The sequence below is a fragment of the Bradyrhizobium sp. SBR1B genome (assembly GCF_014198205.1).
GTDB lineage: Bacteria > Pseudomonadota > Alphaproteobacteria > Rhizobiales > Xanthobacteraceae > Bradyrhizobium.
The window spans coordinates 577717-604207 of the sequence record NZ_JACIHC010000004.1 but is presented as its reverse complement, the minus strand read 5'-3'; the positions used below and the strand labels follow the sequence as shown (position 1 = coordinate 604207).

Genomic DNA, 26491 nt, shown 5'->3' with positions numbered 1-26491 from the left:
CCCACGTCTTCTCCTCGATCAGCCAAGACGTGGGCACGCTTCCGCCTTCGCTCTTCGAGCTACGGCGGACAAGTCGCTTTGCCCACCCTACGGCAGCTCGCTCACCAATCCGGATCGCCGTAATAAGGGTCGTAGGGCGGCGGCATCCACGGGCCTCGCGGGGGCGGCCTCGGCCGCCGTGGCGCGGCGTCTGGTACGTGCGCCCGGGCACGTGCAGCCGAATCGTTGTTCACACTGCGCACGACGGGCTTGGCGGCTGCAGAGGCGGATGACGCCGATGACGCGGTCAGTTGCGTTTGCAGCGCCTGGACCTGTGCGGCGAGGCGCGCATTGTCCGCCGCATCCTTCTCTTGCGCTGTCTTGAGCTGTTGAATGGTGTCGGCCTGCTCGCGCAGGGTCTGCTCGCTCCGGCCTTTCAGTTGCTCGAGCTTGCCGTTGATGTTCGCAAGCTCGCTCGTGATGGCCTTGAGCGATTGCGCCAGCTCCGATGACGACGCCTCAGGCGCCGCGGCGCCGGACTTTGGGGCGCTGTCCGTTTCCTTGGGCACTGGCGGCGCGGCCACCGGGCTCGGCTCATCCGCAGCAGCCAGCAGCACGACGGGCGGCTGCACCGGGTTTTCCACCGCGGACGCCTGCGGGGGCGTGCTCGCGGCCGGCGGAGCCCATCGCGCCATGATCGACTGGCCGATCGATTGGGCCTCATCGCGATATTGCGAAGCGACGGCGGCACCGAGCAGGGCGATCGCCAGCACGAGAATGACCAAGGCGCGCATCATGGCCGGATCTTTCTTCAAGCCGCGATCGCGACCCCCGGTATTCGGAACGTAGGGGCTCGGAACCCTGGCATCGGGCTTCGGCGCCTCGTCTCCGGGAGTGGCGGCTGCCGCCGGCGCGGCGCTTGCACGTGAGGCCCGCGGGCTCTCGCTCTCGCGTTCCATTCCGGAAACCAGTCGGTCCAACCGCGCCAGGTCCTGCTCCGCGCTCTTGATCCGGTCGTAGGCCTGCGCGAACCCGCTATCGGCGCGCGCCTCGTCCGGCTTGGGGGCGTCAGGCTTGCTGGTGTCAGGTTTGGGGTCGTTCGTGTCAGGCACCGATGCGCTCTCCATCCGGTCGGGCGTCAATGGGAGGCAGTCCGATCAAGAAGGATAGGTCTCGCCGCTATCCAACACAACGCGCGTGCAAAGGAAAAATTATGGCGGGACGGGAGCGGGGCTGTGCTCTTCAATGATCCTGGTCCGCCGCCAGCCGCGCAAACTGCCGCTTCATCGCATTGACCCCGCCGACATATCCCGCCACGAGATGATCGCCGCAGCGTGTCCCAGCGATCATCACAAACTTGCGCCGCGCATAGGCCGCCGCGGGACCTGCGCCGCAGAGATGAATGAAGGCGGCCAGATCCTGCTTCTGCTGCGCGCTCGGCTTCACATCGCCCGCGAGCGTGAGGACCAGCGCCACCTGGCGGTCCAGATACACCGACGCCAGCTCGATGGCGTGGCTCGGGATCGCGCGGATGTAGAGGAAGGGAGAGCCGCAGCCGGTCTGCGTGACTGCGTTGCCGCGGACGCAGAACCGTGCGGCCTCCACGAAGGCCGGATCGGTCATCTGGAAGAGGCCGACGGCGCTGGAGGCGGGCTTGTAAATCGCCAGCGGATTAAGGCTCCATCGCCAGCGCCAATAGGTGCGCGCCACCGGATTGCCCGAACTCTCCACCTGCGCCAGCGCAGCCAGCAGTTCCGGCGTGATCGCCGCGGTGGAATGCTTGCGGAAGAGGGGGCCGTATCTCGCCCAGGTCTCCGCCGGCTCCCTGTCGAGGGCGTGACCGACGACGGCGAAGAGCTCGGTCGGCTTGCGGATGATTTGATAGGCGATGTTGAGGAGCGCGATCGTTGCCAGAAGGATCAAGACGCTGCCCGCGATCCGGACGATCCGCGGCGCGCGCGCAAACTTCTTTCGCGCCCACTGGACGCTCCGCCGGACTCTGCGAAGGCGGAGGAGGAGCTTGCTTTTCCTTGGCATGGGCGCTGTGGGCGTAAATCGCGGAGACAATGATGCATGGCGCCACCATCAAGACATGAAGACCATGCAGCTGGGATCACGTAGCATAGACAGAGCGCTCGGCCACAGTGGCGGCGACTGCATGACCACGGGACAGGACGCCTAGGCCCATGAACTATCTCGATCTCATGGACAACCGACGCCCACCGGCGTCCGCCGACGCCATCCGCGCGCTGGAACAACATATCGGCGCGCCGCTGCCAGCGCCTTACAAGGCGTTGCTGGCGCAATCCGACGGCGGCGGCTTCGAGCCCTGCGGCGTCGAGCTGCCCTGGCGCAACGACCGCACCGTCCTGGATCTGCTGTTCACGACCCATCCGACCGACAGCTACGGCGTCATCGACAATTACGACATGTATCGGAGCATGAACCGAATCCCCCGCCTGAGCTGCCCCTTCGCGCCCGATCCCGGCGGCGACCTGTTCCTGCTGAGCCTCGAGCCGGACAGCTATGGCCGGGTGTTCTACTGGGAGCACGAGCGTGAGCCGGCGGATGGTGGGGAAGAGTTCGCCGATTTCGCGAATACGAACCAACTGGCGCCTGATCTTGAGAGCTTTATTCTCGGGTTGGGGGAGGCGTGAGTTCGGAGTTTAGTCCTCAAAGATCAGGCCAAAAGAGTTGAGTGCACTGTCACTGTAATTCGGGATGTTGCCGCAGGGTATACCGCCCCGGATTTCGCTGCGCTCCGGCTGCGCGCTCCGTGAGCTAATTGCCGGCCATCAATAGCGGCCGCCGCTGCCCTTTTGCTGCGTGATCCAGGCCGACAATGATTTCGGTGCCGCCTTCGCAGTCCGGCCCAGTGATGCCTTCGGATTGTCGCGAACGCCTTTCGCCAGACGGGTGCGCGGCGCTTCCGTTGCGCCAGCGCCCTTCAAGCTAGCCGTCGATGCCTCTGCGGCTTCCTTCTCGAGGCGTAACTGTTTCAATCGCGCCATCTTGATGCGCTCTGCCTCGACTTCGGGTCGTTCGGACAGCCGCGGCTTGTGTTGAGCAAGCTCGGCCGGGACCAGAACACCGATAATGGTTGTCTCGCCGAGCGCCTTGCAGGCCTCTAACCGATGCAGTCCCTCGACCAGAACGAGGCGGTCTCCGTCGAGCCGAACGGAAATGGGCTCCTGTTGTCCGATCTCCATAATACTTTCCGCGACCTCCGCGACGGTCTCGGGCTTGATGGCCTTCTTCTGCTTCGTGGGAACGAAGATCTTCTCGATCGGGAAGCTTTCCGGTTTGGGCATGACTTCTACTCCGCTTCTACCGGGCCCGTCGGAACCCATGCCGGTTGGGTTGGGAGTTTAGGAGGGAACGGCTCGACCGCAAAGGCAATTTCGGCGGCAGGGTGTTGATGAGCAACGAAGTGCGTAGGATGGGTTGAGCCCTTGCGAAACCCATCAATGTCTTGAACCGAAGAGCGATGGGTGTCGCTTCGCTCCACCCATCCTACGGGCTAATCGACTTTACGCCCTTGGGCATCCTCCTCAAGGAAGTGTCTCATCTCACCGTCCCAGATCTCGCTGCGAAGGCGCCGACCAGCCCATTCAATCAATGGACTTTGCCCGTGATGTTTCTGAAGCCATTCCTGGTATCCCTTGATAGAGGGGCCGCCAACGTTGATTGCGTACTCCATCCCGAACATGCAAAATATGAAGAAGGTCTCTGGGTGTTCGGTCAGCAAGAGATCGTAAGCAAATCCGTGGCGCACCCAAGCTCCTGAATGCGGATGCCGCATCAACGTGTCATCGGCAAAAATCCTGCGCTTGTGAAAGGGCCAGCTGTCATAATTGTCGCCTCGACGAGCCCAACTGCGGACCCGATCATAGTGATCCGAGTCTAAGAGAACGTTGTACAAATCTGGCCCAAGGCGCACGGAGACGACCTCTAATGCCATCTTAGCGAGAAAACGCGACATTTGCCGATCAGGCACGTCGTCTTGAAGGAGAAACAAGAAGCCCGGCCCACCAAGAGGTTCTTCCATGGCGATGCTATTTAGCAGCCGCTCGCGATGACGTCCTTGGGCGGGATCAATTCCGTACGGCCCGAGACTGTAGGCGCCGCTGTTAGAAACGTTCAAGGATATTTCGATCTCGCTGCCCAGGTGAATACCGGTAAGCGCGGGAAGCCGCCCCTTCTTTGTAGGCTCCCGATACCATGCTCGAAGGTTTCTCAAAGATGGATTAGCCAGAACAGGGCCTTCGACTTCTCTCGAGAAATAGTTGTTGCAAGCGTCGCACACCACTCCCTTTGGGAGCACGTGCCTCTTATTGCCTAAAGACTCTGGAACGATATGTTCGATGCTGCGGGAGTCGTCAGATACCGTCTTGCAGAACAAGCAACGCATGCTTCGCGCCATCTTGGAGGGTATCGTCGCGTGAGGCTTGGCAATGTACGTTTGCCAAGCCTCCGCTGAGTTGCTGTTAAGTCTTGAGCTTAGCTAACTGCTCACATTGTCATTAGCCGTAGGCAATGCCGACGCGGAACCATTAGCAAAGTTGCTATCGAAATGATTGAGAAACGTCTCAATCAAGTGACCGTGGTAGTAACCGTAAGTCACCGACGTGACGTCGGCATTCTGCGGTTTGATAATATTGAACACGAGTCGTTCAGCTTCGATGCGTGGCTTGAACCAAGCCTTCCTGTGCCAATCTGGGGCCTTGTGCGTATAGTACTGTTTGTCAGCACTGCGCTCCCAAGTTTGGATCTTACCCTTTTGCTCCCGCTGTTCGATTGCAGTGTTAAATTTTGCCAAGAGAGCTTCAGGGTCTGCGGTAGAAAAGCTAATAGACATAATTATGTGCCTCTTCTGAGCGGCCTAGAAGGCCAGAGAGCTGAGGTTCCGCTAGACGCGTCGAGAAGAAGCCGCTACTTTCCTAGTGCCAGTAGGGAAGCGACTCTTGCTTTCCGAATCCCCGCAAGTGCCTCAGCGGTACTTCGCGGTGCCAGCGCCGGAGCGAAAGCTTCGGCGTTGGTGTTTCGTGCCTATTCTCAGTCCCTTGATCTCCATTATCCGTTGATTCTCGGGAGTGGGTCGCTGACGGCATGCTGCATGTCGCTCTTCGAGACCGTCCGACCAGCTAGATAAGCGTTCCACGCCTTGATGATGAGCGCATTGCGAATGTTTTCGTGAACTCGATTGTTGCTAGCAGCGGCAATTTCAACGAGCCGCTTCTGTAGGTATCGGGAAGGAGCGCGAATCTTTTTAGCCCTTCCTGTTGCCCATTCGTCAAAGAAGGCGTCGGCCTTTCGCGCATCATGCTCTGAAAAGAGATAGTGAAGGGCGGCGAGCGGCCCCACTGGATGATAGCAGGTGCGTCGGACCGACAGAGCCATTTGGATTGAGTGCTCTAGGCGGGCGGCGTCAAACCTGTCGCGGTAAGCAGCGAGCAGTTCTTCGTTCGAGAACTGTGCTCCGCGGTCAGCGGGATCGTCGCTCGTCAAGATCATCAGCCACCGAACCGCTGCAGCAACATGATTGGCGTACGACACTCCCGCAATGAACAGAACGTCAGCGCCGCTTCTGTTCTTGCCAATATCCATCCGCGCGAACAGCTGAGGATTAATTCCGAAGACTACGTGGGTAGTGAGCGGCCGACCGGTTCTGACGCTGGCTGCCAAGCGGTTCTGCCCATCCTTGAGAAGGCCGTCCGTCCCGAACTTAATTGTGTCGCCCGTTAGACCCCACATTCCAGCCGCCAAATCAGCAGCATACTTCTTGATCTTCGCAGGTTTCGTTGGGCGATTGCTCGGGTTCAGGTTGGTCAGCACATATTCGGCCAACTGGGGAGAGATTTCGATAACTCGACTATTGGTTGGCGGATGTCGAATGAGCGAGTCGAGGATGGCGATTTGATCCTTGAAGGGCATTGTTGCGACGATCTTGTGCTCATCGCCAGAGCCCTTGGATGAAGGAGATCGTTGTCTGGTTTGAATCGGCATTGAAGAGCTTGCTCCTCGAAACTATGGTTAATATACAGTTTTCATCATAAAGTGCAACGAAATACGTTGTACCTATCTAAGCAATTGGATTCATTTGATTTTGTTCTTAAAAAACGAGATTTTTAGTTGTGTAATGATCGATATTTTAGGTAACAAAGGTCGAATTTCTTGAAGAAAAAGGGCGACCTTTCGGCCGCCCCTCGTGGATGCCCAGGTAAGCCTGGGCCTATCGATCGTTGGTGGCTACCGCCTCACGAACACCCCGTCGTGCTCCCGCAAGTATCGCACTTCATGCAGGTCCCATTCCGCACCAGCGTGAAGTTGCCGCACTCTGAGCACATCTCGCCTTCGTAGCCCTTCGCTTTGGCTTCCGCGCGCCGCTCGGCCTTGGTGGGGACGAGGGTCTGGGCGGTGCTGCCGGCTTTGCTCCATTGCAGCGCCTCGAGCTTCTCCGTGGGGGAGAGGTCGTGGGCGGCTTCCTGCTTCAGGGCGACGGCACCTTCGAGGGCGTCGCCGACGCGGGCGCTGGTGCCGTGCGCGGCGAGCGCGGTGACCTTGCTGCCGCCGGTGGGGGCACCGTCATTGCCCGGCGCGATGGCGGTGGAGCCGCCGCGCATCACGACGAGGTTGTCGGTCCGCGAGCGGGTGAGGCCGCGCGAGACCAGCCGGGTCGCGTGGTGGCCGCCGTCCTCGTCCGGCTCCTTGCCTTCCTCGACGCCCTTGCCGAGCGCGTCGAAGCCGGTCTCGTTGGGATCGACATGTGCGAGGTCGAAGCGCGACATGTAGCTCACCGCGAGTTCGCGGAAGACATAGTCGAGGATCGAGGTCGCGTACTTGATGCTGTCGTTGCCCTGCACGGGGCCCGCCGGCTCGAAGCGGGTGAAGGTGAAGGCGTCGACATATTCGTCCAGCGGCACGCCGTATTGTAGGCCGAGCGACACCGCGATGGCGAAGTTGTTGATGAAGGAGCGGAGCGCCGCGCCTTCCTTGTGCATGTCGATGAAGATCTCGCCGAGACGGCCGTCGTCATATTCGCCGGTTCGCAAGTAGACCTTGTGGCCGCCGACGACCGCCTTCTGGGTGTAGCCCTTGCGGCGATCCGGCATCTTCTCGCGCTCGCGCATCACGATGATGCGCTCGACCAGCTTCTCGACGATCTTCTCCGAGACCTGGGTCGCGCGTGCGGCCATCGGCTTCTCGTAGAGGGACTCGACCGCATCGTCCTCGTCCTCGTCATCGCTGATGAGCTGCGAGTTGAGCGGCTGGCTGAGCTTGGAGCCGTCGCGATAGAGCGCGTTGGCTTTCAGCGCCAGCTTCCACGACAGCATGTAGGCGGACTTGCAGTCCTCTACCGTTGCGTCGTTCGGCATGTTGATGGTCTTGGAGATCGCACCCGAGATGAAGGGCTGGGCAGCGGCCATCATGCGGATGTGGCTCTCGACCGACAGATAGCGCTTGCCGATCTTGCCGCAGGGATTGGCGCAGTCGAACACCGCATAGTGCTCGGCCTTGAGGTGCGGGGCACCTTCCACCGTCATGGCGCCGCAGATGTGGACGTTGGCCGCCTCGATCTCGCGCTTGGTGAAGCCCACGGCCTGGAGCAGGTCGAAGCCGGGGGCCGCGATCGCCTCGGCGCCGATGCCGAGCTGGTCGCGAATGAAATCTTCGCCAAAGGTCCACTTGTTGAAGGCGAACTTGATGTCGAAGGCGGTCGGCAGGGCCTTCTCGACCTTGGCGATGGCTTCATCGGTGAAGCCCTTTGCCTTCAGGGTCGAGGCGTTGATGCCGGGCGCGTTGGAGAGCGAGCCGTGGCCGACGGCGTAGGCCTCGATCTCCGCGATATCAGCTTCGCGATAGCCGAGCGCGCGGAGCGCTGCGGGAACCGCGCGGTTGATGATCTTGAAGTAGCCACCGCCGGCGAGCTTCTTGAACTTCACCAGCGCGAAGTCGGGCTCGATGCCAGTGGTGTCGCAGTCCATCACGAGGCCGATCGTGCCGGTCGGCGCGATCACCGTGGTCTGGGCGTTGCGATAGCCGTGCTGCTCGCCGAGCGCGAGCGCCGCATCCCAGGCCGCCTTGGCATGGGTGACGAGGTCTTGTTGCGGGCAGGAGGCGTGGTCGAGCGGCACCGGGTTGACGCTGAGCGCCTCGTAACCGGAGGCCTCGCCGTGCGCGGCGCGGCGGTGGTTGCGGATGACGCGCAGCATGTGCGCGGCGTTCTTCTTGTAGCCGGGGAAGGTGCCGAGCTCGGCCGCCATCTCCGCGGAGGTCTTGTAGGTGATGCCGGTCATCACAGCGGTGAGGGCGCCGCAGAGCGCGCGGCCTTCCTTGCTGTCATACGACAGGCCCATGGTCATCAGGAGGCCACCGATATTGGCGTAGCCGAGGCCGAGCGTGCGGAACTCATAGGAGAGCTCGGCGATCGCCTTCGACGGGAACTGCGCCATCATCACCGAGATTTCGAGCACGATGGTCCAGAGCTGGCAGAGGTGCTCATAACCCCTGACGTCGAACTGCTTGGTCTCGGCGTTGTAGAAGGTCAGCAGGTTCGCGGAGGCCAGGTTGCACGCCGTGTCGTCCAGGAACATGTATTCCGAGCACGGATTGGACGCGCGGATGTCGCCGGACGCCTTGCAGGTGTGCCAGTCGTTCATCGTGGTGTTGAAGTGCAGGCCCGGGTCGGCCGACGCCCAGGCGGCGTAGCCAATCTTCTCCCAGAGGTCGCGCGCCTTCAGCGTCTTCGTCACCTTCTTGGAGGTGCGGGCGTTGAGATTCCAGTCGCCATCGGTCTCGACGGCGCGGAGGAAGTCGTCCTTCAGCGAGACCGAGTTGTTGGAGTTCTGGCCGGAGACGGTGAGGTAGGCTTCGCTGTCCCAGTCGGTGTCGTAGGTGTCGAACTGGATGTCCTTGTAGCCTTGCTTCGCAAACTGGATGACGCGCTTGATGTAATTGTCAGGCACGAGGCTGCGGCGCGCCAGCTTGATCTCGCGGCGGAGGGCAGGATTCTTCTCGGGGTCGAAGCAGTCGTCGCCCGAGCCTTCGCAGTTGACGCAGGCCTTGAGCACCAGCTTGAGGTGCTTCTGGTTGATCTTGGATCCCGTGACGAGAGCGGCGACCTTCTGCTCCTCCTTCACCTTCCAGTCGATATAGGTCTCGATGTCGGGGTGATCGACGTCGACCACGACCATCTTGGCGGCGCGGCGCGTGGTGCCGCCCGACTTGATCGCGCCGGCGGCGCGGTCGCCGATCTTGAGGAAGCTCATCAGGCCGGACGAGCGGCCGCCGCCGGAGAGCTTTTCGCCTTCGCCGCGCAGACGCGAGAAGTTGGAGCCGGTGCCGGAGCCGTATTTGAACAGGCGCGCTTCGCGGACCCAGAGGTCCATGATGCCGCCCTCGTTGACGAGGTCGTCACCGACGCCCTGGATGAAGCAGGCGTGCGGCTGCGGGTGCTCGTAGGACGATTTCGAGCGGGTCAGCTTGCCGGTGAAGGGGTCGACGTAATAATGGCCCTGGCCGGGGCCGTCGATGCCATAGGCCCAGTGCAGGCCGGTGTTGAACCATTGCGGCGAGTTCGGCGCGACCATCTGCATGGCGAGCATGTAGCGGAGCTCGTCGTAGAACGCCTGGGCGTCCTCGTCGGTCGAGAAGTACTTGCCCTTCCAGCCCCAATAGGTCCAGCAGCCGGCGAGGCGGTCGAACACCTGCTTTGCGCTGAGCTCGCTGACATAGCGCTCCTTCTCGGGCAGCGCGGCGAGTGCGTCAGTATCGGGCACGGAGCGCCACAGGAAGGAGGGGACGGATTCCTCCTCGACCTTCTTCAGGCGCGCGGCGACGCCGGCTTTGCGGAAATACTTCTGGGCGAGCACGTCGGAGGCGACCTGCGACCACTCGGTCGGGACCTCGACGCCATCAAGTTTAAACACGACCGAGCCGTCGGGATTCCTGATCTCCGACGTGGTCTGGCGGAAATCGATTCCCGCGTAAGGTGACTGTCCTGCCGTGGTGTGGCGCCGCTCAATCCGCATCGTCTTGCCCCGTCCTTAAGTTTTGACCGGTCCCGCCTCCGTTCAGGCGTGCCGGTCGACATTTCGTTTCGCGGCGCTGTCAGCCATTCGGCCTTTGGCGCCGCAGTTCAGCCGGTGGATCCGGCTCTTGTTCTCCCGACGCGATGGCTCGATGCGCGCACCGATCATCCGCCGGCATGTCCAGACACATCCGCCCCCAAGGGGATGAGCCCGACATGCGTTCAACGCCCCACAACGTCACTTCTACCGATGCCATTCGAGCCTTTTGCCGGCCCGTTCTGGCGCCCGAAAAGTCCGCCTTTCGCGGGCAGACAAGCCCTCATCCGCTGCCTTTGGCTGGCTTGGCGGAGTTGAGATTTGCGAGACCCTTTGGGGGAGTGCCGGCGGGACGCAAACTCACTCGCGCCGAACGCACCGAAAGCTAGGACTCTCCGTTGCGCCCGTCAAGAACTAGTGCGAGTTCCTGAATCAAATACTAAATATGGTGGATTGCGGGGGATAACAGGGGGCAAGCCCGCGCCTGTAGTGGAGGCAAGTATCAGTGAGTCCTCACAGATTCCCAACCGAAAAAATTTGCATCCCGTGGTGCTGCGGATGCTTCATCCCGCTGTTCACAGGGCAGGTATATTTTTGAGCAATGGGATTGCGTCAGCGGGACTCACGTAGCCCTACGGAAGGTGAGGGCAGGCATGCCCGCCGAGGTGGTGGTGAGAGGGGCGAATCCGGGCCAAGCTGAGGGTCGATTTTTGCCGGACCACCCACATGCTTGATTCGACCCGCCGGGCTGCGCGGCCGCGCATCGCCCCGGCCGGCCTGATGTTCCTTGCCATCACCTCGATCGGCTGGGGCTTCAATTGGCCGGTGACGAAATTCCTGCTCTCCGAGCTGCCGCCGCTGACGCTGCGCGGGGTGACCGGCGTGCTGGGGGCGGTGCTGCTGGCGGCGCTGGCGGTCCTCCGCCGGCAGAGCCTCACGGTGGACCCCGCGATCTGGCCGCGCCTCCTCACCGCCGCCGTGCTCAACGTCACCGGCTGGATGGTGCTGATGGGCCTGGCGCTGCTCTGGCTGCCGGCGAGCGAGGCGGCGCTGATCGCCTATACGATGCCGGTCTGGGCCTCGATCATCGCCTGGCCGGTGCTCGGCGAGCGGCCGACCGTGCCGCGCACGCTGGGGCTGGTGATGGCCTTCGTCGGCCTCGCCTCGATCATGGGCGGCAACGGCATCGCCGCCAGCGTTGAGAAGCTGCCTGGCATCATCATGGCGCTGTGCGGCGCGCTGGGCTTTGCCGTCGGCACGGTGTTCTCGAAGAAGTACCCGATCCATCTGCCGCCGATCACGGCCGCGGCCTGGCAGATCGGGATCGGCTGCCTACCGATCTCGATCATCGGCCTCCTGGTCGAGACCACGCATCTGTCCCAGGTGACGCCGGTCGGCTGGTGGCTCCTGGTCTATTCGACCGTGGTGCAGTTCTGCATCGCCTATGTCAGCTGGTTCGCAGCACTGGCCCGCCTGCCGGCCTCGGTCGCCGCGATCGGCACCATGGCGGTGCCCGTCATCGGCGTCGTCGCCTCCGCGATCGCGCTCGGCGAGCCGCTGGGGGCAGGGCAGATCGCGGCGCTGATCTTCACGCTGGCGGCGGTGGTGCTGGCGACGCGTTAGCCCCCCGGACGCCGGGGTATCAGTGGTCCTGAGGCTCTTTCTCCCGCCGGCGTTGTCCGGAGCCCGGCGGTTTCAACCGCAGGTCAGCAGGTGCGACAGCAAAGACTTCGAGGGCCTGGTCGTAGCCTTTGATGGTCCGCTGTCCGAGCGATGCCAACGGAACGCTATCCCTTACCCTTCCAGCGATAGTGGGATCAGCCAGGATCTGCGCGTCCTTCGCGAGATTGCAGAGCCGCGACGCCAAATTCACCACGGCTCCCATCGCCGTGTAGTCCAGCCGACCGTTATAACCAACCGTTCCGACCGTTGCCGGTCCCATGGCAACGCCCACACCAAAGCCGATCGCGTGGCCGGCGTCGCACCATTTGCCGGCAAGGGACTGCACCGTCATTTGCAGGTCGATCGCGAGTCGGACCGCTTGAGTTGCCGGCTGTTCGCATGCGACCGGGGCATTGACCAGGAGCATGACTCCGTCGCCATCAAAGCCGATGAGCGTTGCCTCGTGACGAGTCGTCACGGCGCCGACGGCCTCGTAGTATTCGCGCATGACGGCCATGATGACATCGGGCTCATTGCGCGTGGAGAACGCCGTGAAGCCGCGTAAGTCGCCAAAAATGACGGCTACTTCACGTCGCTGCCCTTCGAGCAGTTCATGAGAATGCTCGACCAGTTCGGCGACCTGTGACGGCAGGAACTGCTTCAGCCGTTCGATCCGCACTCTGCTGCGAGATCGCCAGTTCAGAAGCCATTTCATTGAAGCGCAACGCCAGTTGCTGCAACTCGTCACCGCTGAAGATCTTGATGCGATGCTCGAATTGTCCAGTTCTGATCCGCTCCACGCCCTCTTCAAGTTGCTTGATCGGGCCGGACATTCTGTGCGCGCGCCAATAGGCGAGCGCCAGCGCGATGAGAACACCAAAGACAATGAGAATTGACGAGCGCCACAACGCCGCGCGAATTGATGCAAAGGCTTCCGAGACCGGCTGCATCGCGATCACCGTCCATCCCACATCGGCGGCCTGAACGGATAGTGCCACCACCGGGTTGCCTCGGTCCCCGGTTATCGCCGCCGCTCCGCTCGCCGCGCCGGCGAGATGCTTGATCCGGCCGAAGCTGCCCGAGCTGGCGCGGCCGCGCAGGACCAGACTGATATCGGGATGTGCGATCAGATGACCGGAATCATCGACAACAATGGCGTAGCCGGTCTCGCCAATTCTAATGGCTGCGATGACATCCCAGATCAGCTTCAGATTGACCTCGGCGATCGCAACCCCCGCGGCCGGCAGGCTCCCGGCAACCGCGATCCTCATGTAGGGCTCTGAATCTCGCTGGTACTGAACCGGTCCGTACCAAACCTTGTTGGCGCGTGCGCCCAGAACAGCGGGATCCGTAGACATATCAATGCCGCGCCCGGTCCTGTTCAGATGCAGCCTGGAAACAAAGACCCGTTCGGCACCGGTCTCATCCAGCAGCGAAACCGAAACGATTGCGGGCACCTGCTGGAGGAGGCGCAAGGCATCGATCTTGTGTTGCGCATCGTCTCCGACAGACCAGGGAAGCTGCACCATCCAACCCAGCTGATCTCGGATGCCATCCGTGAACGCCTCGATCCTGTCGGACGCCGACCGAGCATCGGCCTGCAGCACCGCGCTGATCTGGCGGCGCTGGTCTCGGTAACCGAAAGAAGCCTCGACGGCCGCGCCGAGTATCAGAGGCACGACCGCAGCGACAAACAACGTCGCGAAGTACTTGCAGAACAGCGAGCGACGCGGGGGCATCGTACACGAAGAGGACTGCGCAGCACCGTCCGTCATAACTACTCTCAGGAGATCACCTTGCTGGCGCGAAACAGGATCGACGACACATCCAGGTCGATACCCAGAAGCCTGGCTGTCTTCAGATTGACTGCCAGTTCAAACTTCTCGGGGCGCATCACCGGAAGATCTGACGGATTTTCACCGCGCAGGATGCGATCGGCATAAGTGGCAAGCCGAAAATAGGTCGTGCGCTGGTTTGCGCCGTAACTCAAGAGACCTCCAGCGTCACAATATTCAGACCAGCCAAACATCGAAGGCAGCCGGTGCGCGATTGCAAACTCCGCAATCTTCGCACGATGCACCAGCGTCACGACATCGGGAAACACGAGGAGAGCATCCGCGTCCACTTTGCCGGCGGCCATCAACCCATTCTCGATTTCGCGAGCGCCACAGAACGGAACGTAGGCTGCCTCAATGCCGAGCTTCCGGCACGACTCCAAAGTCGCACGCCATTCCAGTGGCTCTCCCGGATGATCCGTGTTGGAGAGAACCGCCAGTTTTCGCAGCTTTGGATAAATGTCCTTGAGCAGCTCAACGCGCTTTCCTGCCAGCTCGAGCGATAGGAATGTGCTGCCGGTGAAATTGGTGCCGGGGTGAGCAAGGCTCTTCACCACACCCAAAGCGACGGGGTCACCGCTCAATGCAAACAGCACGGGGATGTCGGTGACCGCAGTCATGACGCGTGTCGCCGGACCGCTCGAGACCACAAGGTCGATATCCCCTCGCTGCAACTCGGAGACGATCTTGCGCAGTGCCTGCGGATCTCCGGGGGCATAATGCGTCTCGAAGGTCACGGTCTTGCCCTCGACGTATCCCAGCGCGCGCATTCCCTCGCGAAAGCCGTCCAGGAAGGGATCTGGTTGGGACTCGGTGGAGACCCAGAAGATTCGATGCAGCTTGGCTCCGCCCTGCGCCCGTGCGATCGCAGGCCAGGCCAGTCCTCCACCAATCAACAAGATGAACTCTCGTCTTTTCATGCGAGCACCTGTCGAAGCTGCGCCGTCAATTCCGGCCGCAGACCAAGATCCTAGCTGTGCATCTGATGACTGCGCTCGGTATCGCGCTCCGCAAGCGGACTGTCGCGACACCGGCTCCAACATTTGTCGCTGAGAGCATGCTCAGAGATTGGGCTGGTGGGACGATTTGTCCTTGAGGTGCGCTTGAGTTTTGCTTGAGACCGGCCCGATCGAGATCAAAACGGCCTTACTTGGTGCATAGCGCGGTGTCAGAACACCTCGGCGGCGGATCCGGGCGGGCTACGCGTCTTAAGAGGACAACCGGAACTCACATCCTGAGCCAGTGCCCTTGACCCGTTACAGGGTGTGACTGCAGCGCGCCTTCGGCAGTTCACGCCCTAGAGCCTGTACTCATAAAAGGCAATGTCCGCTGCTGAGGGACGAGCGGAGATCTTCTGATCGGCCGGAATACTACGGCTTGTGACCCAAAGCGGTCCTGCGCCCACACGCCCCGCATCTACCCGCAGTGAGTGCAACAACTATCGAGACGTGATACTCTGCGTTCCATCGTCCTCAATCTGCGATGAGGATCGAATGAAGCGGCGGGAGTTCATAGCGGGCACTGCGGCGCTGCTCGTTCCGCCGAGCCATTTGCATGCCCAAACGAAGCCTCGGCGGATGGGTTTCCTTGGCGTTTGGGCAGATGAGCCGGCTCGCGATCCGATTCATGCCGCATGGCTCAGCGGCTTGCGGGAGAAGGGTTGGATCGAGGGCAAGAACCTGCTTGTCGAATATCGTTATGCCCCGGATCGTCTGCCAGCTTTGGCCGCCGAGTTGGTTGCCTTAATTCCCGATGTGCTCGTCGCCCCGGGACCGCAGGCAGCGCAAGCCCTGAAATCAGCAACCTCCACCATTCCGATTGTCTTCGTGGCTGTGGCCGATCCGCTGGGGCTCGACATCGTGCCAAGCCTCTCGCGACCAAGCGGCAACATAACAGGCCTTGCGACCATGGTTCCCGATGACTTCGGCGCGAAACGCCTCGAGATCCTCAGGGAACTCGTCCCCAGCGCCTCGAAAATCGCGCTCTTGGTCAATCCGAACAATCCGATGCACAGACTTAACTTCGGAGAATTTTTGTCTCGCACGGCCCAGAGGCTCGGTGTGGCCTTGCTGACAGTTGAAGCGACGACGGCCGAGGAACTCGACGTCGGCTTTGCATCGGCCGCCGCCCAACATGCCGATGCCGTCCTCGATCTGGGTGATGGTCTAACTTTTTTCCAGGCTCCGCGAATTGTCGCGCTCGCCGCGAAACATCATCTGCCGACAAGCTACTTGTTCCGACGATGCGCCGACCTCGGGGGGTTAATCGTCTACGGCCCCGATTTTGCCGATCTGTACCGCCGTGCAGCCGGCTATGTCGACAAAATCCTCAGAGGCACCAAGCCCGCCGACCTGCCGGTAGAACAGCCGAGCAAATTCGACCTGGTGATCAATTTGAAGACTGCGAAAGCGCTCGGCCTCACCGTGCCGCCCTCGTTGCTTATCCGCGCCGACGAGGTGATCGAATAGCGACGAAAATTGCGGCGGTGCATGAGTCCGTTCATGGCCCGTAGCGGACGTTCACGGTGACGCCGCCTGAGGGCTGCTTTTGACCCAAAGCCGACATTTCTCCCACACAACCGGAGACTGCTGCGAATATTGACACAATCTTACTATGTTGCTTGCCGCAGTAGGTTTATCGATTGGGGTCATTTAGTGATCACGAAGTATTTGTCTTGCTTTCTCATCCTGTGTTCTTTGTCCATTCCTGCGCGAGGGGCTGGGCTTCAGCTCCTACAGGGGCCGGGGCTTGAAGGCGCTATTTGGTATCCGTGCTCAGCCGACCCGAGCGATGTACCACTCGGCGAGCTTGCACCACCGGCAGTTATGAGTCTTAGGGGCGTAAAGGATTGTTCGATATCGCCGGCAAAGTTGCCATTGGTCATTTTCTCCCACGGCCGAGGTGCGTGGTTCGGAGCGCATCACGACACCGCGGAAGCATTAGCGGACGCTGGTTTTGCAGTTGCTGCCATCAATCATCCCGGAGACAACGCCAACGATTCGTCACGACGCGATACTTTGTCGGTATGGGGATCGCGACCGGCCGACATGGTCCGCTTATTGAACTTCCTACTAAAGGATTGGAAAGACCGAGATGTCGTCGACCATGACAGAATAGGTCTCTTCGGCTTCTCTCTAGGCGGCTACACCGGACTAGTGCTCGCAGGCGCCAATCCAGATACGGAGCGCTTTGCTGCCCGATGCACATCGAAGATTGGCTCCTGTGCGGAACTCCATAGCGGCGCAAGCTTGCCCAGCCTGCCGCGGGATACGAGGATCAAAGCGGCTGTGCTGGCCGATGCTGCCTTGTCGACAGCCTTCACCCAGGAAAGCGTGAAAGGCGTACAAATTCCATTGCAAGTCTGGCGGTCCGAGTTGGGTGGATACGGTGTGGATGCGGGAGGCACGAGCCGCTTGGCCGGTATCCTACCGGGGCACCCGAAATTCACGTTGTCCCGGCCGATCACTACGCATTTTTGGCGCCTTGCTCACCTGCGCTGGCGGAGGCCAATCCGCGCATCTGCATCGACACCCCGCCAACTTTCGATAGGCAAGCCTTTCATCGCGACTTCGATACGAGCGTCATTCGGTTCTTTCGGAAGCATCTCGTTAGCCAGTGACTGAAGGCCGAGGATGACCGCTTCTGGCCCAAAGCTGACGTTTGTCGATGCTTGGTCGAAAGTCCGCAAGTGACCCAAAGCGGACCTTTGCGCTGGCAGTTCTCGGCAGCTATGATCCCAGCCCATGAAGACAGCATCTGACATAGCAACGAGGCTTGTCGTCGATGAGACTAGTGTGCGTGTTCCTGTTGCTTGCATCGATGCAGTCCGTCGGTGCGCAGCAGCAAAGCTCGAAAATAACTTTACGCTGCACTGGAACGAGTAGGTTGGTGGGTAAGCCCGGAGCAGAGTTGGAATTTACGCCCCTCTCCAATCTCAGCATCATTGTGAACGACGTCGATCAAACAGTGTCGTTCCAGGATAAGATCGTACCGATCACGAAGATTACTCCCTTGCTTGTCGGGTTCAGCAGCCAATACGCGAATGGGAGGCCGACCATCTCTGGCCGGATCGATCGGCTGACCGAGAGCGTCGAAATCGATTGGAAGTACGAAAACGTCAGCGAGAACACCCATTGGGAGCTTAAATGCCGTCCCGAAGCTCCCTTTCGTGATTGGGGGTGAGCAGCCTTACCTAGAGAGTCGGTTCATCCTGACCGGGCACCATAGGGCGCGGCTTATCGATGATATCTGGGCCGACGTGCCACTTTCCGTTTCTGGCCCGTGGCTGACTTCCCCTGTTGGCTTCGCACGGTCCGCTTCCGAGGGCTGAGCGGAAAGCCATTGTGGAGTCGCCGAAGGCAGCCTTTGACCCATTGCGGTCATCGCGGAACGCAGGCAAGGTCGATTGTGATTTATGAGGGCGATCGTCAAGTGTCGCCTGTCTGGCCTGCCACGGGGAATGAGATGACAGGCGAAAGCATTGCGGCAGCAGGCAATACAGAAGTCCCAGCATACCTTACGCTAATCGAACATGGATATTCGGTTGATCGTATCGATAAGGACGGTGAGGAGCGCTGGATAGCGAAGAAAGGAGCGCTCCAGCTTATGGCCGGCTGTCCGTTAGAACTCCTCGGTCTGTCCCTGTTGAGAAGCGAACGTGGGCCACGTTGGCAGGCAAGCGACAACGAGATTGATGAGTTTTTGAAGCGGTTCTATCCGTCTGCTGGACGACCATGATCGTCATCGTGCCATTTAGCAATGTCGGTTTATGGCCCATAGCTGGCCTTTACGGCGGCGTCGCGGAGGACTGCTTCTGACCCGAAGCGGACGTTAGCTGCCTCGTCGGCGGCCTTTCCCGGCGAAGAGTATCAGTAGCGGATACGCCAGCGCGAGAATGAAGATCCCGTCGAACAAATAGATCGCCACTCCGCGTCCAGACGGCGCTTGAGGCCCAAACGTAAACTCTCGTGCGTCACTGAACAGGATCGGCAGGTTGAGAACGGGCGACGTGAAGCCACCGATCCAGCCGTCGCAGGTGAAGCCTTGCTGTCCATCGGACAAACTGCACCCGATGGATTTCAGGAAGGGATAAAAGAGAAGCTCCAAGGGGGCTACAACGACGGCGACCACCACGATGCATAAGCAAGTCAGGCTCACGCCCCGGGAGACTTTGAGAAAGATCGACCGGGCCATTTGGCTCATCGATAGTCTGCAAGCAAAAGAGCGAGTTTCGCGCCTTCGGCATAGGTCAAATTGGGATCTATGCTGATGGCATAACTTCTAACTTCATCGATCACGGCGCGTACTCGAGCTTCGTCGTTACAGCCGACAGTCTCTCGAAACCTTTTCATCAGGGGGCATTGGCCACGACCTGCCTAACGAGCGGATCAAGTTCGGCGCTGCTACGCATCGTCTCATGCGCGACTATCGGCGCCGGGTCGTGCGAGGGGCCGGCCTTGCCGCTGACGAGTTTAAGAACTCCCCTTGGCTTTTCATCTCTCATGGAGTTGGTCTCGACTTGAGCCCGAACGCATCCCGCGTAACATTACCACGATAGCGCGCCACTTGGCGAGGTCGGCTATTGGCCCGTAGCGGACGTTCACGGTGACGCCGCCTGAGGGCCGCTTTTGACCCTTAGCGGACATGGCCGCCAAACCGTCTGTTGTCTGGTCTTGCAGCAAAAAGCGGACATCAGCTGAAGTCGGCGATTGCCGAATAAACGCAATTTATGAGTACGCCTCCTAGCCATGACGGGCACGCTGTTCTGGCTTGAGTCTCCCTCAACTCGCGCGACGATTGGCGGCCACTGCCATATCATTCGCGACACGCTTGTCGTCGATCGTGAGACCCGGTTGCAGTTAGTGCCCCAGGAATGTCGACCGCCAAGCGCTTTACGTGCGGCACTCTCGACTTCGAAAATGCTAGGCGTCGCATCTTCGACGGCGCGATCGAAGCCAAGTTTCCGTTGGATGCGCTGCCTATCGAAGTGGAATGGAAGTCCATCCGACAAACCGCGGCCGCGCCACGGCCAATTCCAGATGGTCGCGCCTACTCCGGGTATAATTCAACCCCGCCCGAAGTCGGACGGTTGAAGAGAATGAAGGCAAGCACATTTCCGGGCTCTGAAGTGGCGTCGCTGCGAAGTCCGCCGATCTGACCATCGATCGGGCTTGTATATTCCGCGACGACCTCACCGAAAATGTTGCGCTGGATCGCAATTTTTTGGCCCGATTTGACGTTGTCTGTCAGCTTCGTCAGATGCTCGACAATTCCGCCCGAGGTCGCAACAACAGGCATGAGACCATTGGCTACGAAGACATTTGTATCGCGTCCCGTCCGTCCCATCGGGCTCTTGATGATGCCGTGCAGCCTGAGCACGTTCATTGTGCCCTCCACGAAGCGAGGGATCATTGCCAGGTCGAGTTTTCGGGCACTGCCTATCTCCGGCGTGAACGCCGGAATGCCCACCTTGAACAGCGCGTCCGAGAGAAGCCCAGGATAGCCGGGGTTGTCAAAGATCTGGGAGATCGGGAAGAGTTCCGCCATGGCCTTGATCTCGGGGACGTCCATTTTCGCCAGGTGGAAGTCGGCGGCATCGAGGCCGGTCGCGCCGGTATGGAAATCAAGAACGTAGTCCGAGTTCGGACGGATCAGGTGATTGAACAGGAGACCCGCATGCCGCGCCGGCGCGCTCGGGGCGTTCTCGTCGCCAGGCCAAACCCGGTTCATATCGACCAGGTCCGTGCCTCGGCCGGAATTTGGCCAGCGTCGGTTCATGCTTTCTATCGCCGGGCGCGAAATATCGAATATCGCCATGACGGCGCCGCTCATGGCGGCAGGGTCGAGGCCGTTGATGATGGCTTGCACCGCATAGATCGAGCTCATTTCATCGCCGTGGACGCCGCTCGTGAGAGTGATCCGTTTGCCTGGGCTTGTTCCGCGCATGACGGTGACAGATACAAGCCACGGCTGGCCTGATGGACCTTCGACGCCGCGGAAAAAGAGCCGATGAACCTTTCCCGCCTCGAGGTCGGCAATACCGAGCGCGCTGACTACCGGTTTTCCGTCCACAGTACTGCCGGTGTAGACCGTTCCTCCCGGCAGCTTGGTGGCGGCGGTTTGTGCCGCAGCATGATTGGAAGACATGACCGATGATGCAGCCCCCACGGCTGCAAGGGTAGTTGCACGCATGAAGTCGCGACGATCGGTGCTCCGCTGATCTGTCATGGCATTGCTCCAGTTGATGCTGGCGGACCGCCCTTGCGGCGCGCAACGAGCATTCTGGAACGGCTCTATGGGTTTGTCGAACGACGGGCTCGCTGTAGCTCGGTATCGGCCCGACTCGCGCCTGCCAGCGTGTCTGCTCGATGGTCGCTAACGTGGGCAAACCGGGCGTGCCATCGCCAAGGCGACACTTCTGGCCCTTCTCGGACCTCCTGCTACGTCCGCTACTGCACCGTTGTTGGGGATAGGCGGACATCGCCGATTTATGAGTACACGCCCTAGCTCGCCGTCATTGTCCCGCCGCCCAGCGCCTTCCTGATCATCTCGGCGAGCTGGTTTCTCCGATAGGGCTTGGTCAGCAGCATCACGCCGTCGTCGAGCTTGCCGTGATGGACGATGGCGTTGTCGGTGTAGCCGGAGGTGTAGAGCACTTTCACGCCGGGCCGCAGCTTGGCCACCTCGTCGGCGAGGTCGCGTCCGCTCATGCCGCCGGGGATGACGACGTCGGTGAAGAGGAGATCGAACGGCTGGCCGGCCGCGATCAATTCCAGCGCGGATTTGCCGTCGGGCGCGGCAACCGTCTTGTAGCCGAGGCTCTCGAGCTGCGCAGTGACGAAGTTGCGCACGAGATTGTCGTCCTCGACGACGAAGATGGTCTCGGCGCCGCCTTCGACCTGCGGCGCGGCGGCGGCTGCGACGTCCGCCGCGCCTTCGCCCGGCGGGAGATAGAGCTTGATCGTGGTGCCGTGGTTTTCTTCGCTGTAGATCTTGATGTGGCCGCCGGACTGCTTGACGAAGCCGTAGACCATGGAAAGGCCGAGGCCTGATCCCTTGCCGACTTCCTTGGTGGTGAAGAAGGGCTCGAACGCCTTCTGCTGGATGTCGGGCGACATGCCGGTGCCGGTGTCGCTGACGGCGAGCATGACGTAGGGGCCGGCCACCACGTCCGCATGGGCCTGTGCATAGGCCTCATCCAGCACGACGCGGTGGGTCTCCAGCAGCAGCTTGCCGCCGTTCGGCATGGCGTCGCGCGCGTTGATCGCCATGTTGAGCACGGCATTGGTGAGCCGGGACGGATCGATATGCGCGGTCATCGGCCCCTGTTCAAGCACGGTCTCGATCTGGATCTGCTCGCCGAGGGTGGGACGCAGAAGTTTCGCGATGTCCGCGATCGCGGCGTTGATCTCGACGTTGCGCGGCTGCAGCGGCTGCCTGCGCGCAAACGCGAGCAGATGCTGGATCAGCTCGGCGCAGCGCTCGGCAGCATCGTCGATCAGCCGCGCCGCGCGCTGGAGCTCGGGCTGCTGCTTCAGGCTCGCCACCAGCGTCTCGGTGTTGCCGGAGATCACGGTCAGCATGTTGTTGAAGTCGTGCGCGACGCCGCCGGTCAGCTTGCCGATCGCGTCCAGCTTCTGCGACTGGTACAGCTGCCGCTCGGTCTCGCGCGACATGGTGGCGTCGTGATAGACCAGCACCGCGCCCGTGATGTCGCCTTGCCCGTCCAGCATCGGCCGGCCGCTGATCATGAGATGGCGGGGAGCATTGCCGCTGTGCGGGCGGACGATCATCTCCAGATCCTCGAACTTCTCGCCGCGCAGCACGCGCACCGAGGGCAGCTCGTCGGCCTTCATCGGCGTGACCCCGTCGCCGTGAAACACATCTGACAGCGCGCGCAGATTGCGCAGGTTCATGCCGGCGCGATGCAGCAGCATGCGCTCCGCGGCCGGATTGGACAGCAGGACGTTGCCCTCGGCGTCGATGACCAGCACCGCCTCCGCCATGCTGTGAAACGTGCTTTGCAGCACGTTGACCGACAGGCGCAGTTCGTCGTGCGCGGTCACCAGATGCTCGGTGCGCTCGGCCACCGCCGCTTCGAGGGCGTGCTTGGCGGCTTGTGTTTGCTCGAGCGTGCTCTGCAGCTGCACCGTGGCGCGCTGGCTCTCGCGCATCACCAGCGCCACTAGCAGCAGGATCAGCACGGCGCCGGCGACGTCGATGCCCAGCAGCACGATGCCGGTGCGGCGTGAATCCTGGGAGCGCGCGGTGAGCAGGCGTTCTTCATCCGCGCTCAGATGGTCGAGATTGCCCATCACCGTGTCCATCAGGCCGCGGCCCTCGGCCTTGCTGTTGAGCGCGGCAATGCCGGCCTGGTCATTCGCCGCGCGCAGGCGCATCGCTTCGGCGGCGATCTCGACCCGGCGCAGCGCCAGCGGTTCGGTGCCCTCCAGCAGCGTGACCTGATCGGGATTGTCGCGCACGCCGCGCTTCAGCTCGGCCAGCGCCGGTGCGATCTGGACCCGCACGCCCTGAAACTCGTCGGCGAGCGTCTGGCTGCGATAGAGTTCATAGCCGCGGGCGGCGCTCTCGGCGCGGCGCAGCAGCACGCGCAGATCGGAGATCTTCTTCTGCACCTGGACGGTGTGGTTGACCCACGCCGCGTCGGACCGCGACTTGACGTCGAGGGCGATCGAGGCCGCGGTGATGATCAGGAGGATGGCAAGTCCAGCACCGAGAATGACGCGCTGCGTTGGGATCAAGGGGCTTCTTTCTTGTCCTTCGGCTGTGCGCTCTCGCCCGGACCGGCGAGGCATTCCCGGATCGTGGTCAGCAGCGCTTCCGGCGTGAACGGCTTGCGCAGGCAGCGCGTTGCCCCGAGCTCCAGCGCCATGCGGAGGAAATCGGGAGAGGGCGAGGCGGATGAGGCGAAGGCATAGCCGGACATCGCGATCAGCGGAGTAGCCGGCGCGCGCTCGTGAAAGATGCGGATGGATTCGAAGCCGCGCATATGCGGCATGAATATATCAACGAGCATCACCTCAAAGGCCTGCGCTTCCAGCGCAGCCAGTCCTGTTTCGCCGCCGTCGGCCAGCGTGACGTCGAAGCCCTGACGTTGGAGGAGGACCTCGATGGTCGCGCCGACCATCGGATCGTCATCAACCACGAGAATACGCGGCATGACACTTCCCAGTAATCGAAGTCCCCACTGTGATTGGTGATATCCGCGAATCGTGCCTCGGGTCAATTTTGGATTGGATCGGGGTAGATATGCACGGTGCGGTGCATAGGCTGCGGCGCGTGTTCCGTGCCTTATCTTGGGCCACGCGTCATCTATGCGTCATGATTCGCCCGTGAGCGCACGCGGCACGCGAAGTGGGAGCAGCTTCGATGAAAGGTTGAAGCAAAGTCGAGGGATCGCGAGGCCGAACGCGATCGGCAAGACGACTGGCGAAACTGCAGCGGCTCGCAGAACAGACATGGGCGGCGCCCGGCCATCACCGGCGCCGCCCATGGGGTTTGTTGCATCGTCGATTGTTCAGACCGTCTTACGGGCAGGGATGCCGCTGGCCGTCATAACCGAGATAGGTGCCCGAAGCCGGGTCGTATGACTTGTAGCGCCGCGCGCAATAGGCAGAGTCGCCGCCGCTATCCGGCACCACCGCCACGGTCGGCTCATCATAGTAGCTGTCGCCATAGTAGTAGGGGTCATCGTAATAGCCGCCGCCGTAATAGGCATACGAGCCGAGCCCGCCGATCGCCGCACCGGCCGCGAAGCCCGGCCAGAAGCCGCCGCGACGATGATGATGATGCCAGCCTCCGCCGCTCCAGTTGCCACCGCGGCCTTGCCAGGTGCCGCTGTTGGCGGCTGCAAAGTTACGGCTGACGCCGCCGGTAAAGGACGTGCCGCCGCCCGGACGGACCGCTGGGCCGGCCGCGAAGCTGCCGCCACCTCCCTGCAACGCAGGGCCGCCGCCAACCCGTGCTCCGCCACCGAAGCCGCCACCACCCATGCGCGCGCCGCCGCCACCACCGAAGTGAGCGCCGCCGCCACCGCCACCGCCGATGTGAGCACCACCACCGCCACCGCCGACGTGGCCGCCACCACCGCCGCCACGGCCACCGCCGCCGGGCCCCTGTGCAAAGCTCGGTGAAGTCATGGGTAGAACGAGCGCCAGCGCTGCGGCGGCACTCAAAACTTTCAGACTTTTCATGATAAAACTCCTTTCCCGGAAGCAAACCCTATGAAAGGGCTGGAGTTCCTGGGATCACGCCGGTTTGCGCGTGAACGGAGCCTCGCTCTCAATGGCTGTACCCCGCATGAACGGATCGCGTCCGATTTGCGGCAGCGTTCATGGCGAGGCCGGCGCATTTGCCGAGGGCACCGCCGCCCCGCCGAACTGGACATTTCGCCGCCCGGATGGCATCAGGACCCGACGAAGCAGGGCCCTTGCCGCATGAAACAATTCTTCCTCAAGTTCTTCACCTGGTGGAACGGCCAGACTTTTGGCACCCAACTCTGGACCAAGCGGTACGGAGAGCTGGTCGGCCAGGACGAGCAGGGCAATCTCTACTATCGCACCCGCGGCGGGGCGGTCGATCCCACGCTCGGCTTCGAGCGACGCTGGGTGGTCTATAACGGCTATGCGGAAGCCAGCCGGATCCCGCCGTCCTGGCACGGCTGGATTCATCACGTTGTCGATGTGCCGCCGACCGAGGCCAACTATCAGCCGCGGGAATGGGAAAAGCCGCACCAGCCGAATCTTACCGGCACGGTAAAGGCCTATCGGCCCTCGGGCTCGACCCTTGCCAGCGGCAGGCGTCCGAAGGCGACCGGCGATTATCAGCCCTGGACGCCTGGCTAGGCTTTCGGTCCTTCCTCGAATCTCGATCGTTCGGTTGGATGCACGCGCATCCGCCTCACCCTGCTGTGGACAACGGGAACAGCGGGGACGGCGCCTGCGCGGACATTGCGGCCACGCAAGCCATGCGGCTCAATGATTCCATCTTACGGAGATGGGAAACCATCGCGTTCGGTTCGGGCAACAGCTCGCGACTGTCCCGAAATGCAGCGGCCGCCGACAAGGACTCGATCGGGAGATAGGCCCCCGGTCTGGAAGGTCCGAAATCGCCCGATGTGAATGTGCAGCCGCCGTAAGACAGGAAAGGCCGCTTGGGAAACCGAGCGGCCTTTTTCTTTGAGGCGCTTCGTCGGCCGGCTTGTGCGCCTCAGTCGTAGCGCACCTTCGGGAAGAAGTCGCCGCGGCCTTCAGGTGTCATGTCGAGCAGGCCCCAGAGCGGATCGACCAGATCACCGGCGCGATGATGCTGCTTCGGCGCGGGCGGCGCGAAACTCATCTCCGAGCCCCAGAAGTGCCTGATCTTGCCGTTCGCTCTCCTGAAGACGTTGAAGATCGTTTCGTCCCAGTTCTGCCCCTCGGGAACGTGGTGCTGCGCGCGCATACCCTTGGAGAACTTCGATGTGTCGCCGAAGTAATCCGCGTCAAAGGAGTTGCCAGCGGTGGACAGCAGCGACAGATGCTCCCAACCGCGTTCGTGGGCCCAGGCGGCGAGACGCGCGATCGGCGATTTTGCAACGATGTGAAGCGCGGCACGCTCGCCGACATGCCTTGCGGCGCCGTCGAGCCCGTCAAGCAAATGGGTGCAGCCGGGGCAGGGCAGCTCGCGCTCCGGCCCATACATGAAGCTGTACAGGATCAGCGTGTCATGCGGGCCGAACAGCTCCGACATCCTGACCTGTTCCGGCATGCTCGTTTTGCCGATGCGCTCGAAGACGTAATCCTGGGGCACCTCGCCACCGAGCGGCAGCGCGCGACGCCTGGCAGAAACGACCTCAATCTGAGCCCGGAGGGCAATCTCCTCATCCAGCAATGCATTTCGCGCGGCACGATACTCAGTGCTTTCGTTGGGGTAGTGGAGGTGCTCCAT

At 61.6% G+C, this 26491-nt stretch carries 21 protein-coding genes and 2 pseudogenes; 7 read left to right on the top strand and 16 right to left on the bottom strand.

Annotation, left to right across the window (positions count from 1 at the left end):
• Positions 1 to 101: 101 nt before the first annotated feature.
• On the bottom strand, positions 102 to 1106 hold the full coding sequence (locus GGD61_RS14575; protein ID WP_183230848.1) for a hypothetical protein: 1005 nt from the start codon (positions 1104 to 1106) through the stop codon (positions 102 to 104).
• A gap of 115 nt (positions 1107 to 1221) precedes the next feature.
• Positions 1222 to 2016: a transglycosylase SLT domain-containing protein gene (locus GGD61_RS14570; protein ID WP_183230827.1), complete on the bottom strand. Its 795-nt coding sequence runs from the start codon at positions 2014 to 2016 to the stop codon at positions 1222 to 1224.
• A gap of 149 nt (positions 2017 to 2165) precedes the next feature.
• Between GGD61_RS14570 and GGD61_RS14565 the strand changes: the two genes are divergently transcribed.
• The gene (locus GGD61_RS14565) at positions 2166 to 2636 is read left to right on the top strand and encodes an SMI1/KNR4 family protein (protein WP_183230826.1); all 471 of its coding nucleotides are present in this window, start codon (positions 2166 to 2168) and stop codon (positions 2634 to 2636) included.
• A gap of 138 nt (positions 2637 to 2774) precedes the next feature.
• Here GGD61_RS14565 and GGD61_RS14560 read toward each other — a convergent pair whose 3' ends face one another.
• From GGD61_RS14560 to GGD61_RS14540, 6 genes and pseudogenes are all read right to left on the bottom strand, one after another.
• On the bottom strand, positions 2775 to 3290 hold the full coding sequence (locus GGD61_RS14560; RefSeq protein WP_183230825.1) for a ParB N-terminal domain-containing protein: 516 nt from the start codon (positions 3288 to 3290) through the stop codon (positions 2775 to 2777).
• Positions 3291 to 3499: 209 nt separating this feature from the next.
• Positions 3500 to 4123, bottom strand: a complete 624-nt coding sequence (locus tag GGD61_RS14555; protein WP_246785933.1) for a hypothetical protein — start codon at positions 4121 to 4123, stop codon at positions 3500 to 3502.
• A gap of 126 nt (positions 4124 to 4249) precedes the next feature.
• Positions 4250 to 4390, bottom strand: a pseudogene (locus tag GGD61_RS41650) (HNH endonuclease); the annotation flags it as partial.
• Positions 4391 to 4483: 93 nt separating this feature from the next.
• Complete coding sequence (locus GGD61_RS14550; protein ID WP_183230823.1) at positions 4484 to 4837, bottom strand: hypothetical protein; 354 nt, start codon at positions 4835 to 4837, stop codon at positions 4484 to 4486.
• A 215-nt stretch (positions 4838 to 5052) separates the two neighbouring features.
• The gene (locus GGD61_RS14545) at positions 5053 to 5985 is read right to left on the bottom strand and encodes a hypothetical protein (RefSeq protein WP_183230822.1); all 933 of its coding nucleotides are present in this window, start codon (positions 5983 to 5985) and stop codon (positions 5053 to 5055) included.
• A 251-nt stretch (positions 5986 to 6236) separates the two neighbouring features.
• The gene (locus GGD61_RS14540) at positions 6237 to 10010 is read right to left on the bottom strand and encodes a vitamin B12-dependent ribonucleotide reductase (protein ID WP_183230821.1); all 3774 of its coding nucleotides are present in this window, start codon (positions 10008 to 10010) and stop codon (positions 6237 to 6239) included.
• Positions 10011 to 10772: 762 nt separating this feature from the next.
• Here GGD61_RS14540 and GGD61_RS14535 point away from each other — a divergent pair.
• A complete protein-coding gene (locus tag GGD61_RS14535) occupies positions 10773 to 11669 on the top strand; it encodes a DMT family transporter (RefSeq protein ID WP_092262027.1) in 897 nt (298 codons plus the stop codon).
• Between the two features lie 19 nt (positions 11670 to 11688).
• Here the strand turns inward: GGD61_RS14535 and GGD61_RS14530 are convergent.
• Both GGD61_RS14530 and GGD61_RS14525 read right to left on the bottom strand, forming a co-directional pair.
• Positions 11689 to 13483 (bottom strand): annotated as a pseudogene (locus tag GGD61_RS14530) (adenylate/guanylate cyclase domain-containing protein).
• An 8-nt stretch (positions 13484 to 13491) separates the two neighbouring features.
• Entirely contained in the window at positions 13492 to 14463 is a 972-nt protein-coding gene (locus GGD61_RS14525) for an ABC transporter substrate-binding protein (protein WP_092262029.1), read from the bottom strand.
• A gap of 573 nt (positions 14464 to 15036) precedes the next feature.
• Between GGD61_RS14525 and GGD61_RS14520 the strand changes: the two genes are divergently transcribed.
• The 4 genes from GGD61_RS14520 to GGD61_RS14505 all read left to right on the top strand — a co-directional run bounded on the left by GGD61_RS14520 (position 15037) and on the right by GGD61_RS14505 (position 18280).
• Positions 15037 to 16011 (top strand): ABC transporter substrate-binding protein, encoded by a 975-nt coding sequence (locus GGD61_RS14520; protein WP_092262030.1) that lies wholly within the window; start codon positions 15037 to 15039, stop codon positions 16009 to 16011.
• Between the two features lie 408 nt (positions 16012 to 16419).
• A complete protein-coding gene (locus tag GGD61_RS14515; protein ID WP_246785932.1) occupies positions 16420 to 17166 on the top strand; it encodes an alpha/beta fold hydrolase in 747 nt (248 codons plus the stop codon).
• Between the two features lie 265 nt (positions 17167 to 17431).
• Positions 17432 to 17725 carry a hypothetical protein gene (locus tag GGD61_RS14510; protein WP_210311052.1) on the top strand — a complete coding sequence of 98 codons (294 nt, stop codon included), beginning with the start codon at positions 17432 to 17434 and terminating at the stop codon, positions 17723 to 17725.
• A gap of 282 nt (positions 17726 to 18007) precedes the next feature.
• Positions 18008 to 18280 (top strand): hypothetical protein, encoded by a 273-nt coding sequence (locus GGD61_RS14505; protein ID WP_143109144.1) that lies wholly within the window; start codon positions 18008 to 18010, stop codon positions 18278 to 18280.
• Positions 18281 to 18373: 93 nt separating this feature from the next.
• On the opposite strand, the gene GGD61_RS14500 is transcribed toward GGD61_RS14505, so the two are convergent.
• The 5 genes from GGD61_RS14500 to GGD61_RS14480 form a co-directional block, all read right to left on the bottom strand.
• Entirely contained in the window at positions 18374 to 18745 is a 372-nt protein-coding gene (locus tag GGD61_RS14500) for a hypothetical protein (RefSeq protein ID WP_092262033.1), read from the bottom strand.
• A gap of 846 nt (positions 18746 to 19591) precedes the next feature.
• Positions 19592 to 20770, bottom strand: a complete 1179-nt coding sequence (locus GGD61_RS14495; protein WP_092262034.1) for a succinylglutamate desuccinylase/aspartoacylase family protein — start codon at positions 20768 to 20770, stop codon at positions 19592 to 19594.
• Between the two features lie 275 nt (positions 20771 to 21045).
• Positions 21046 to 23304, bottom strand: a complete 2259-nt coding sequence (locus GGD61_RS14490) for a CHASE3 domain-containing protein (RefSeq protein ID WP_018322989.1) — start codon at positions 23302 to 23304, stop codon at positions 21046 to 21048.
• Positions 23301 to 23723 (bottom strand): response regulator, encoded by a 423-nt coding sequence (locus tag GGD61_RS14485; RefSeq protein WP_018322990.1) that lies wholly within the window; start codon positions 23721 to 23723, stop codon positions 23301 to 23303. The genes GGD61_RS14490 and GGD61_RS14485 overlap by 4 nt, the downstream gene beginning before the upstream one ends.
• 367 nt (positions 23724 to 24090) lie before the next feature.
• Positions 24091 to 24756: a BA14K family protein gene (locus GGD61_RS14480; protein ID WP_092262035.1), complete on the bottom strand. Its 666-nt coding sequence runs from the start codon at positions 24754 to 24756 to the stop codon at positions 24091 to 24093.
• Positions 24757 to 24999: 243 nt separating this feature from the next.
• Here GGD61_RS14480 and GGD61_RS14475 point away from each other — a divergent pair, with 243 nt between their 5' ends.
• Complete coding sequence (locus tag GGD61_RS14475; RefSeq protein ID WP_092262036.1) at positions 25000 to 25407, top strand: NADH:ubiquinone oxidoreductase subunit NDUFA12; 408 nt, start codon at positions 25000 to 25002, stop codon at positions 25405 to 25407.
• A 364-nt stretch (positions 25408 to 25771) separates the two neighbouring features.
• Here the strand turns inward: GGD61_RS14475 and GGD61_RS14470 are convergent, their stop codons facing one another.
• Positions 25772 to 26491 carry a DUF899 family protein gene (locus GGD61_RS14470; protein WP_183230820.1) on the bottom strand — a complete coding sequence of 240 codons (720 nt, stop codon included), beginning with the start codon at positions 26489 to 26491 and terminating at the stop codon, positions 25772 to 25774.